This window comes from Paraburkholderia sp. AV2 (assembly GCF_054968425.1).
Window position 1 is genome coordinate 1 of record NZ_JBANLK010000089.1, and the last position, 10,910, is coordinate 10,910.

12 protein-coding genes are annotated in these 10,910 nt (G+C 66.2%); 8 read left to right on the forward strand and 4 right to left on the reverse strand.

The genetic code is table 11. From position 1 onward, the window contains the following. Window positions 1-165 precede the first annotated feature (165 nt). The 7 genes from V8683_RS30750 (at window position 166) to V8683_RS30780 (ending at window position 6,068) form a co-directional block, all read left to right on the forward strand. On the forward strand, window positions 166-1,095 hold the full coding sequence (locus V8683_RS30750; RefSeq protein WP_411191040.1) for a LysR family transcriptional regulator: 930 nt from the start codon (window positions 166-168) through the stop codon (window positions 1,093-1,095). A 138-nt stretch (window positions 1,096-1,233) separates the two neighbouring features. Beyond that, entirely contained in the window at window positions 1,234-1,728 is a 495-nt protein-coding gene (locus V8683_RS30755; RefSeq protein WP_411191039.1) for a cupin domain-containing protein, read from the forward strand. A gap of 35 nt (window positions 1,729-1,763) precedes the next feature. Then, on the forward strand, window positions 1,764-2,783 hold the full coding sequence (locus V8683_RS30760) for a hydroxyquinol 1,2-dioxygenase (RefSeq protein ID WP_411191038.1): 1,020 nt from the start codon (window positions 1,764-1,766) through the stop codon (window positions 2,781-2,783). 36 nt (window positions 2,784-2,819) lie between these two features. Beyond that, on the forward strand, window positions 2,820-4,286 hold the full coding sequence (locus tag V8683_RS30765; protein WP_411191037.1) for an aldehyde dehydrogenase family protein: 1,467 nt from the start codon (window positions 2,820-2,822) through the stop codon (window positions 4,284-4,286). 7 nt (window positions 4,287-4,293) lie between these two features. Then, complete coding sequence (locus V8683_RS30770; RefSeq protein WP_411191036.1) at window positions 4,294-5,361, forward strand: maleylacetate reductase; 1,068 nt, start codon at window positions 4,294-4,296, stop codon at window positions 5,359-5,361. Window positions 5,362-5,420: 59 nt separating this feature from the next. Further along, complete coding sequence (locus V8683_RS30775) at window positions 5,421-5,732, forward strand: YciI family protein (RefSeq protein WP_411191035.1); 312 nt, start codon at window positions 5,421-5,423, stop codon at window positions 5,730-5,732. Window positions 5,733-5,735: 3 nt separating this feature from the next. Beyond that, the gene (locus tag V8683_RS30780; RefSeq protein WP_411191034.1) at window positions 5,736-6,068 is read left to right on the forward strand and encodes a Rieske (2Fe-2S) protein; all 333 of its coding nucleotides are present in this window, start codon (window positions 5,736-5,738) and stop codon (window positions 6,066-6,068) included. A 135-nt stretch (window positions 6,069-6,203) separates the two neighbouring features. Here the strand turns inward: V8683_RS30780 and V8683_RS30785 are convergent, their stop codons facing one another. The 3 genes from V8683_RS30785 to V8683_RS30795 form a co-directional block, all read right to left on the reverse strand. Continuing rightward, window positions 6,204-7,151 (reverse strand): PDR/VanB family oxidoreductase, encoded by a 948-nt coding sequence (locus V8683_RS30785; RefSeq protein WP_411191033.1) that lies wholly within the window; start codon window positions 7,149-7,151, stop codon window positions 6,204-6,206. A 31-nt stretch (window positions 7,152-7,182) separates the two neighbouring features. Further along, complete coding sequence (locus V8683_RS30790) at window positions 7,183-8,229, reverse strand: aromatic ring-hydroxylating dioxygenase subunit alpha (RefSeq protein WP_411191032.1); 1,047 nt, start codon at window positions 8,227-8,229, stop codon at window positions 7,183-7,185. 62 nt (window positions 8,230-8,291) lie between these two features. Then, on the reverse strand, window positions 8,292-9,062 hold the full coding sequence (locus tag V8683_RS30795) for a GntR family transcriptional regulator (RefSeq protein ID WP_411191031.1): 771 nt from the start codon (window positions 9,060-9,062) through the stop codon (window positions 8,292-8,294). A 255-nt stretch (window positions 9,063-9,317) separates the two neighbouring features. Here V8683_RS30795 and V8683_RS30800 point away from each other — a divergent pair, with 255 nt between their 5' ends. After that, window positions 9,318-10,577 carry an MFS transporter gene (locus tag V8683_RS30800; RefSeq protein ID WP_411191030.1) on the forward strand — a complete coding sequence of 420 codons (1,260 nt, stop codon included), beginning with the start codon at window positions 9,318-9,320 and terminating at the stop codon, window positions 10,575-10,577. Between the two features lie 82 nt (window positions 10,578-10,659). On the opposite strand, the gene V8683_RS30805 is transcribed toward V8683_RS30800, so the two are convergent. Continuing rightward, window positions 10,660-10,910: hypothetical protein (locus V8683_RS30805; RefSeq protein ID WP_462880727.1), on the reverse strand; the 251-nt coding region annotated here is incomplete at its 5' end.

Below are 10,910 nucleotides of genomic sequence, written 5' to 3' on the forward strand. Positions count from 1 at the left end.
CCCCGCGGGGCGCCCCCCCCCCCGCCGCGGCGGGGGCGGGGGGGGGGGGGCGGGGGGCGGCGCCCCCCCCCCCCCCGCCCGGCCGCCCCCCCCCCCCCCCCCCCCCCCCCGGCCCCGCGTATACACTGAGCGCTGGGAGACCAAACACGGGGACGAGGGAACAGAATGGACCGCTTTTTGAGCATCGAAGCCTTCGTGCGGGTGGCGGAGACGAGCAGCTTCGCCGAAGCCGCGAGGCAGTTGGGCGTGACGAGTTCGGTGGTGACGAACCGCATCCAGCAACTGGAGAAGTTCGTCAACGCGCCGCTTTTTCACCGCAGTACGCGGCACGTACGCCTTTCCGAAGTGGGCGAGGCGTTCTATCGCGAGTGCGCCGAAGTGGTGGGGCGCGTCAACGAACTGACCGACCAGATGCGCGAACTGCGCGCCACGCCCACGGGCCGCCTGCGCATCCAGATGTTGCCTGGCTTCGCGCTCGGTCATTTCGGGCCGGCGCTCGCCGAGTTCAATCGCCGCTATCCGGGCATTCAGCTCGATGTGATCGTCAACGATCGCGTGGTCGATCCGATCGAAGAGGGCTTCGACGTCGCGTTCCAGATTTTTCCGCCCATCTCCGAATCGCTGATCGAGCGGAAGCTCTTCGCCGTGCGGCGGCTCTTCTGCGCGGCCCCCGCCTATGTGCTCGAGCATGGCGCACCGCAGCATCCGCGCGACTTGCTGCAGCACACCACGGCGCTTTATTCGGGCTATCCCTCGCGCAATCGCTGGGTCATGACGCGCGGCGACGAGGTCGTCGAGATGGAACTGCCGGGCATGATCCGCTCGAATTCGGTGCACCTGCTGCGCGACTACGCGCTCACGGGCGGCGGCGTGGTGTGCCTGCCCACGCTCGTGGCGAGCGCCGCGCTGCTCGACGGCTCGCTCGTGCCGATTCTCACCGACTACGCGCTTGCGCCGCTGAGCTTCGCGGCCGTCTATCCCGCAACGCAGCGACAGGCGCTCAAGGTGAAGGCGCTCGTCGAATTTCTTGCCGAATACCTCGGCCCCGAGCCGGTGTGGGATCTGCCGCTGCTCGAACGCGGCTGGGTGCGCTAACGGCGCGATGGGCGCAATCGGCGGGATTGTTCGCGAAGCGCGAATGCCGTAATCGTTGCGTCGCCGGTTGTTGCGGTTCCGTTGCGCTCTTAAAGTTGTCTCCAACGACACTTTCGAATCGTCGCAAAGGAGACAGCAATGACCACCTCGTCGTTCCAGACCAACTTCGGCTCGCTCGAGACGTACCGCAAGGGCGAGATCGAAATCACCAGTGGCTCCGCCAGCCACTACGTCTTTTCCAACATCTTCGAAGTCGCAGCGAAGTCGGCGCCCTACGAGAAGGTCGTGGCCGGCAAGAATCTCGAATACGTGATCGAGGTGCTGCGCACCGAGGGGCAGTCGCCCTGGTTCGCCTGCGCGCACGATGAGTTCGTCATCCTGATGGACGGCGAGGCGCGCATCGACTTCATCAAGCTCGACACGCCGCCCGCGGGCAGCACGGGCACCGTCCTCGCGGGCGAGGCTCCGCAGGGCCGCGCGATGGGCCATGTCGTGTTGCGCCGCGGCCATCAGGCACTGCTGCCCGCGGGCTGCGCGTATCGCTTCAACGCGCCGAAGGCCGGGGTCGCGCTCGTGCAGACGATGATCGGAGCGCTTTCGGTGCAGAAGTGGGCCGATATCTGTTTGCACTGAGCGACTACCTCAGCGACCCCATCAGGAGACAAACCATGGCAACCCTTGAAACCAACCTGCCCGCAACAGGCTTTGCCGCCGACCTCGTGCAGGCAGGCGAGCCCGACGCCGTGACCGGCTATCGCCGCTACACGCTCGGCCGATTCGAATTCCAGCGCGACGAGTACTTCGTGAAGATCAGTTGGCCCGCGAAAGGCCAGACCCGCACGCACGCCGTGCCGGCCGACGCATTCCTGCGCGCCATGATGCGCGACGTCGCCTGGGGCTTCTTTTACGGCTGGGTCAACTTCGACCACGTGTTCGGCACGCGCAATCACTACGGCAAGGTCGACATCTATGCGGGCTCCTTCAACGGCATCATGAAGGAAGCCGGCGTGGACTACATGGAAACCTTCGAGACGCCGGCCATCATGGCGACCTTCAAGGCGATCCTGCACGACTGGACCAACGAAGGCTTCGATCCGTTCGCGGCGCCCGAGGAAACCGGCACGGCCTTCGGCCGCAAGCACGGCGACAACGACGCCGCGATCGAGCGCACGCGTATCGCCACGCGCCGCATGCCGGGCCTCGAAGGCGACTCGCCGCTGCGCGACGATCTGCCCGTGAACCGCGCCTTCGCCGACGTGCCCCAGGACGAGCCCGAAGTACACGTCGAGCCCGGCTTCGAAGGGCAACTGCACGCGTTCAACCTCTTCAAGTACCTCTCGCGCTCGGACGTCACGTGGAACCCGTCCGTCACGTCGGTCTGCGGCCAGAGCCTCTTTTGCCCGACCACCGAGGAATTCATCCTGCCGGTCTTTCACGGCAACGATCGCGTCGAGTGGTTTCTTCAGCTCTCCGATGAAATCGTCTGGGATATCGGCGACAAGAACACCGGCGCGCCGCGCGCGCGCATCACGATGCGGGCGGGCGACATCTGCGCGATGCCGGCCGACATTCGCCACCAGGGCTATTCGACGAAGCGCTCCATGCTGCTGGTGTGGGAAAACGCCACGCCGAATCTGCCCAAACGCTATGAAAGCGGCGAGCTGAAGCCGTATCCCGTCGATTTCTAAAGCCAGCCGCTCGCCCGCATTCACCGAGGACCCTTCATGCAAACGCAACTCTTCATCGACGGCCGCTTCACCGACGCCGTGGAAGGCGGCACGATCGACGTGCTCAATCCGCACGACGGCACGCGGATCACGAAGATCGCGGCCGCGACGGCCGCCGACGTCGATCTCGCCGTCGCCGCCGCCACACGCGCTTTTCCGAAGTGGGCCGCGCTGCCCGCCGCCGAGCGCGGCCGCCTGCTGCTGCGCCTCGCCGACGCCATCGAGGCGAACGCCGAGGAACTGGCGCAGCTCGAATCGCTCGACACGGGCCATCCGATCCGCGACTCGCGCGCGCTCGACGTGCCGCGCACGGCCGCATGCTTCCGCTACTTCGGCGGCATGGCCGACAAGCTGCAGGGCTCTGTGATTCCCGTCGAGACGGGCTTTCTGAACTACGTGCAGCGCGCGCCCATCGGCGTGGTGGGCCAGATCGTGCCGTGGAATTTCCCGCTCATGTTCACGAGCTGGAAGATGGGCCCGGCGCTCGCCGCGGGCAACACGGTCGTGCTGAAGCCTTCCGAGATCACGCCGCTTTCCACGCTGCGCATTGTCGAGTTGATGGCGGAAGTGGGCTTTCCCGCGGGCGTCGTCAATATCGTTGCGGGCTACGGGCATACCGCCGGGCAGCGGCTGGCGGAGCACGAGGGCGTGGGCAAGATCGCGTTCACCGGATCGACGGCGACGGGTCGGCGCATCGTCGAAGCCTCGCAGGGCAACCTCAAGCGCGTGCAGCTCGAACTGGGCGGCAAGGGCGCCAACATCGTGTTCGACGATGCGGATCTCGACGCCGCCATCAACGGCGCCGCATGGGCGATTTTTCACAACCAGGGGCAGGCCTGCATTGCCGGCTCGCGGCTCATCCTGCACGAGCGCATTGCCGATGCCTTCCTCGAACGCTTCGTTGCGCTCGCATCGTCGATTCGTGTCGGCCATCCGCTCGATCCCGAAACGGAAATGGGACCGCTCACGTCGAAGCAGCATCAGGAGCGCGTGCTGGCATTCGTCGACGTGGTGCGCGAGGAGGGTGGCCGCGTGCTGACGGGCGGCAGCGCGCCGCGCGATGCTGCACTGGCCAACGGCTATTACGTGAGCCCGACCGTGGTGGAGGCCGCGAGCCCGTGTGACCGCGTCGCGCAGGAGGAAGTGTTCGGTCCGTTCGTCACCGTGCTGCGCTTTCGCACCGACGAGGAGGCGCTCGCCATCGCCAACGGCACGCAGTATGGACTCGGCAGCGGCTTGTGGACGCGCGATCTGTCGCGCGCCCATCGACTGGCCGGGCAGATTCACGCGGGCATGTGCTGGATCAACTGCTACAAGCGCGTGAACCCCGGTAGTCCGTTTGGCGGTGTGGGGCAGTCGGGCTACGGCCGCGAAATGGGCTTCGAGGCGATGCACGATTACACCGAAGCGCGCTCGGTCTGGGTCAACGTGGACGGCAACGTGCCGCCGCACTTCAAGCGCTGAGGCCGCCATGGAGCGATTCGTCTGGCAGGGGATGCCCTCGCGCGTGGTGTTCGAATGGGGCGCGCTCGCGCGCTTGCCCGAGGAGGTCGAGCGCCTTGGCGCGCGGCGCGCGCTGATTCTGGCGACACCCGAGCAGCGCGCGCTGGCCGAGGAGGTGGCGCGCGCACTCGGTACGCGTGCCGTCGGCGTGCACGCCGAAGCGGTCATGCACGTGCCCGTGGAAGTAGCGCGCACCGCGTGCGCAGCCGCTCGCGCGCTCGACGCCGACTGCTGCGTGGCCGTAGGGGGCGGTTCGACCATCGGGCTCGGCAAGGCGATCGCGCTCGAATCGTCGCTGCCCATCCTGGCGGTGCCCACCACCTATGCGGGCTCGGAGATGACGCCGATCTACGGTCTCACCGAGGGCGGCCTCAAGCGCACCGGACGCGATCCGCGCGTGCTGCCGCGCACGGTGATCTACGATCCGTCGCTCACGCTGTCGCTGCCGGCATCCATTTCGGCGGCCTCGGGCGTCAACGCGATGGCGCACGCGGTCGAAGCGCTTTACGCGGAAGACGCGAATCCCATCATCAGCCTGATGGCGGAGGAATCGATCCGCGCGCTCGGCGAGGCGCTTCCGTATATCGTTCGCAATCCTGATGACGAGGCGATGCGCAGCCGCGCGCTGTATGGCGCGTGGCTCGCCGGCACGTGCCTGGGTGCAGTGGGTATGGCGCTGCATCACAAGCTTTGCCACACACTGGGCGGGACGTTCAATCTGCCGCACGCACCCATGCATGCGGCCCTGTTGCCGCATACGGCGCATTACAACCATACGGCGGCGCCCGAAGCGCTTGCGCGCGTGGCGCGCGCGCTTGGCGGCAGCGAGGCCGCGCAGGCGGGTCCGCTGTTGTACGCGCTGAACCGCGCGCTCGGCATTCCGGCGGCGCTGAGTGCAATGGGCATGCCGGAAGCGGGACTCGACGAAGCGGCCGATCTTGCCTGCCGGAACCCTTATGCGAACCCCCGCGCCGTGGAGCGCGAGGCGATACGCGCGCTGCTGCAGCGGGCCTGGGAAGGCGCGGCCCCTGGCTGAGCCCCGCGGCGGCGCCAAGCGAATGAAAGACTGAAGGACACTGGATGGAGCTGAACGCCATGGCACGCTTCTTTGCCGTTTTTGCCACCGACAAACCCGATATGCGCGAGGTGCGCGAGCGCGTGCGTCCCACCCATCGGACCTATCTGCGCAGTGCCATGCAGCACGGCGTGTTCGTCCGGCTCGGCGGGCCCACGCTCGCGCCCCGGGGCGACACCATGAACGGAACCTTGCTCGTGATCGAAGCGGAAGGCCTCGACGACGTGATGGCGTTCGTGAGCAACGACCCCTACATGCAGGCGGGTTTGTTCGATCGCGTCGAAATCCGTCCCTGGGACTGGAGCCTCGGCAATCCCGAGCGGAGGGTGTGAGCGATGGACGGGAGCGGCGTGTGCCGGGTGGCCGATATTCCCGACGGCGGGGCAAAGGTGATCGATAGCGCCGAGGCGGGCGTGCCGGTCGTCATCGTGCGGCGCGGGGAAGCGGTGTGGGCCTATGTGAACCGGTGCCCGCACTTTTCGGTGCCGCTCGATTTCGAGCCCGGCGAGATCTCGTGCTATCGCGCGCAGGTGTTGATGTGCGCGCATCACAGCGCGCTGTTCCGCTTCGAAGACGGCCGTTGTATCGACGGACCCTGCACGGGCAGCGCGCTCGACACGGTACCCGTGACGGTCGGCTCGGGCGGCTGGATCGCCTTGCGGCGCTGACGGAACCTGTCGTTGTCCGTATCAAGCCGGCGCCGTGCGCGTGCTGTCCGCCATGACGTGGGCGAGGACAGCCCCGACCTCATGCCGATTTGCGACAGCAAGGTTCAGGTGCAGATCCGCGCTTTCCGCCGAGGATCAGAGGTCGAGCACGAGCATCGGCGTGCGGGAGCGCGAGCAGCAGGGCAGCAGTTGATCGTTGGCCGCGCGTTCCTCGTCAGTCAGATAGAGATCGCGATGGTCCGGCTCTCCCGCCAGCACGCGCGTGAGGCAGGTGCCGCAGACGCCCTGTTCGCACGACACCGGCACCTCCACGCCGCCGGCGCGCAGCGCTTCGACGATGGTGGTGCCGGCCGGCACGTCGATCACGCGTTGGCAGCTTGCGAGCGTTACCTGAAAGGCGCTGTCGGTGTTGCCGGCAGCGTTCGAGGCTTGCCCGAAGTACTCGCGATGCACGTTCCGCTCGGGCCAGCCCGCGCTCGCGGCGGCGCCGAGCGCGGCATCGATGAAGCCCGCCGGGCCGCACACATAGACGTGCGTGCCGGCAGCGGGTTTTGTCAGCACGCGCGCGAGGTCGATGCACGCGTTCGGGCCTTCGCTGTCGAAATAGCAGCGCGTGTGCTCCGCAAGACCCGGTTCGGCAAGCCGTTCGCGAAAGGCCATACGCTCCGGTTCGCGCGCGCAATAGTGCAGCTCGAACGAGCGGCCGGCCTCGCGCAGCCGTTCGGCCATGGCGATGAGCGGCGTGATGCCGATGCCGCCCGCGAGCAGGATGGTATGCGCGGCCGATTCGTCGAGCGGAAAGTGATTCTTCGGGCTACTGATTTCGAGGCTCGCGCCCGGCGCAAGCGCGTGCATTGCCGTCGAGCCGCCGCGCGAGGCCGGATCGCGCAGCACGCCGAGACGGTAGACGCCGCCTTCGGACGGGCTGTTGCAGAGCGAATACTGGCGCACGAAGCCGTCGAGATGGACGTCGATGTGCGCGCCCGCCGTGAACGCCGGCAGGGGCGCGGCGTCGGCGCTCGCGAGTTCGAAAACGCAGATATCGGTGGCAACGGATTGCTTGCGGGCGAGGATGACTTTCATGAGGCGTAAAGGCAATTGAGGGAAGGTGGCCTCAGACGGCCGCGGGAGCGGCGCTGCGCTCCTTCTCGATCAGCCGGTCGAGCACGCGGCGCGACTGTACGCCCCCCGCATCGATATTGAGCTTGAGGACCGGGCGCTCGGGCCATGCGAGCAGGTTGCGCTGCTGCGATTCGAGCATCTCGAGATCCTCGCCGAAAATCCGGCCCTGGCCCGCGCGGATCGATTCGGTGAGCGCCGCATCGTGCACGGCGAAGCTGCGCGCCATGCCCCAGAAGTACCAGATCGACGTTTCCGTTTCGGGCGTGATGAAGTCGACCACGATGCTCGACGCCTTCTCGCTCGGATCGGCTTCGTAGCTGCCTTTGCCCGCATGCGCGACGCCCACTTCGATCATGATGTGGCTGGGCGGCGAGAAATGGCAGATCTGCCAGCGGTCGCACGGCACGTCGTCCGCGAGGCCGTTGCCGCGCAGCGCCGCGGCCCAGAACGGCGGCGGCATGATGTTGTGCATGAAACGGCTGGTCGTGACCGTGTCGCCGTTCACGGCGGTTTTCGGTGGCGCTTCTTCGATCTCGGGTTGCCCGATGCTCGACGCGTGCACGTAGGTCTCGTGCGTGAGGTCCATCAGGTTGTCGATCATGAGGCGGTAGTCGCACGCGATGTGATACAGGCCGCCGCCATAGGCCCACGCGGGACTTTCGGCCCATTCGAGGTGCGGGATCGCGGCGGGGTCGGCCTCGCTGGCGTCGCCGGGCCAGACCCAGATGAAGCCGTGGCGTTCGACGGCGGGATAGCTGCGCACCGCCGGAATGCCGCCCACCCGCTGGCACGGCATGCTCACGCACTTGCCGTTCGCGCCCACCGTGAGGCCGTGGTAGCCGCACACCAGGTGCCCGTCGCGCACCTGGCCGAGCGAGAGCGGCGCGCCGCGATGCGGGCAGAAGTCTTCGAGCGCAGCAACGGTTCCGGCGGCCACGCGATAGAGCACCATGCGCTCGCCGCAGATTTGCCGCCCAAGCGGCTTGCCATCGATTTCATCGGGCGTACAGGCCACGTACCACGTATTTTTCAGGAACATGCGTCTCCTCCAGGGCGTGCCGGCACGCCGTTATCCGGTTGTACAGGGTGTCGACGACCGCGTTAGCGGACGTTACGGCGAATGAGATTGCCGCCAATCAGCCGCGTCATGGCGCGCTGGTTGTCGAGTACGCGCCGCAGGTTCTGATGGGCGATCTGCGAATGCTCGCGCATCAGCGCTTCGGCGCGCGCGCCTTCGCGGTTTTCGATCGCTTCGAGCACCGCGCGATGCTGAGCCTGCGCGACGATCAGCGTTTCGCGCGCGCGCGGGTCGAGCGACTGCACGACCACGAACGCGCTGGCCGAGGCGAAGGGCAGGGTCGCGACCTTCTCGATCTGCCGCGCCACGACCTCGCTGTCCGACGCGCTCGCGAGCAGGCGGTGAAAGCGCCGGTTCGCTTCGACATAGCGCGAGAAAGTCTCCTCGGTCAGCTCGCCGACGAGCAACTGGTCGATCTCCTCGATGCAATCGTGCAGGTCGCGAAACATCGAATGGGTGATGCCGCGCTCGGCCGCGAGCCGCGCCGCGAGTCCTTCCAGCGTCCCGCGCAGCTCGATCGAGTCGCGTATTTCGTTCTCCGAAAAAGATCGCACGGCATAGCCGCCGCTCGGAATCGGTTCGAGCAGTCCTTCTTCCTGCAGGCGTATGAGTGCGGCGCGCACCGGCGTGCGCGAAACGCCGAGACGCTCGACCACGCCGAGTTCGGAAATGCGCTCGCCGGGGCTCAGTTCGCCGCCGAGGATCAGTTCGCGCAGCCCGAGCTGCGCCTTGACGGTTTGCGAGGCGGACGAACCGGCACGCGTGCTGGCAGGAATGTCGTCGATGTCGTTCATGCGTTGAGCCGAAAAGAGAGTGCTGTGTACAAATTGTATACAGCTATCTCGCTATTTCAACGGGCAAGCGCCAAAACTCGGGGTATACGTGGAAAAGTAAGAATTATGTAATGGCGAATTGTGTACAGGGAGGGTCAGCCTTGATTGACATCCCGGGTAGAGATTCCTAGGATCACGTCTCCGAGTTCGATTATCGAAGAAGTGTTCGAATAATGAACTTGATGGATCGAACCCAATAGCAACGAGGAGACCCAGGTGACGACACCTTCCGCCGCGCACGATCTGCGCAACGAACGCACAACGCTGATCCTGCTGGCCATCGGCTTCGGCCTGGTCGGGCTCGACCGCTGGATGATCGCGCCGCTCTTTCCGCACATGATGAAGGACCTCGGCCTGGACTATCAGCAGCTCGGGTCGCTGATCGGCATTCTCAGCATTGCCTGGGGTCTGTTTTCGATCACCATGGGCCGTTTGTCCGATAGCATCGGGCGGCGCAAGATCATGATCGCCGCGATGGTGATGTTCTCGCTGCTCTCCAGCTTCTCGGGGCTCGCCGGCGGCTTTCTGAGCCTGCTGCTGATTCGCGGGCTGATGGGCGTGGCCGAAGGCGCGTTTCTGCCGGCCAGCGTCGCGGCCGTGGGCGAAGCCTCGCATCCGTCGCGGCGCGGCCTCAACCAGGGGTTGCAGCTCAGCATGTTCGCCCTGATGGGGCTCGGCCTTGCGCCGATCATCGCCACGCAACTGCTGCGCGTCGTGCCGTCGTGGCACTGGGTGTTCGCGGTCTCGGCGATCCCGGGGCTGATCGTGGCGGTGCTGATCGCCGTGCTGTTGCGCGATGCGCCGCGCAGCGAACCGGCGGGCGGGCTAACCGTGCGCGATGCGGACCGGCCGCGCTGGAGCGCGCTCTTCGGCAGCCGCAACGTCGTGCTGGCCATGCTGGCGACGCTCTGTGCGATGGCCGGCATCTTCGTGATTGGCGCGATGGTGCCGAACTATCTGGTCGACTACCTGCACCTCGACACCTCGCACATGGGCTTTGTCGTCTCGGCCATCGGCTTCGGCGGCTTTCTGGGCGAATTCGGCCTCGCCAGTCTCTCGGATTTCGCGGGGCGGCGGCCGACCTCGGTCATCGCGTTCGCGGGCGCGGCGATTTCGCTCTATGTCTTCGCCCGCATTGGCGCGAATCCCTGGGAGCTCTTCGTCATCCTCTTTATCGTGTCGTTCTTTTCGCTCGGCATGCTGGGCGTCCTCACGGGGCCGATCGCAACCGAAGCGGCGCCGGTGGGCCTCGTCGCCTCGGCCATCGGCATCACCTCGGGCGCCGGCGAGATTTTCGGCGGGGGCGTGGCGCCCGCCATCGCCGGGTATATCGCGCAGCACGCCGGGATCCAGTTCACGCTGCAGTTCGCGTTGGGCGGCCTTGTATGCGGTGTTTTCGTTTCGATGTTCCTGATCGAAACCGCTCCGCGCGCGCTGGCGCGGCGTACGGATGCCGGCGTGCTGCAGTCCGATTGATCCTGCGACGTTCGGTCTGGATAATATAAGGAATCCTTGGCGAAATGCGCCGGCAAGCTGAACACTCCTCAAGCTGGGGGAGTTAGCTTGCCGGCGTTTTCTTGTGCTTGCCGCCGCGCGCCGGCTTTGGCACGGTCGCCATATATTTTGTTGCGAACTTGATGAAGGTGTGCGCGCAGCGGTAGTCGGCGCTGGCCTGAGAGCGTATTTGAGATCTTGGTGAGGTGATGTTGGTGTTGTCGTGGGGTGTTTGATTCGTAGTTCTTGCTGTTTTGGCATTTCCTTGTGTTCGTGGTGGTGTGCCAGGGTTGCCCCTGTGCGGGGCGGCACCTA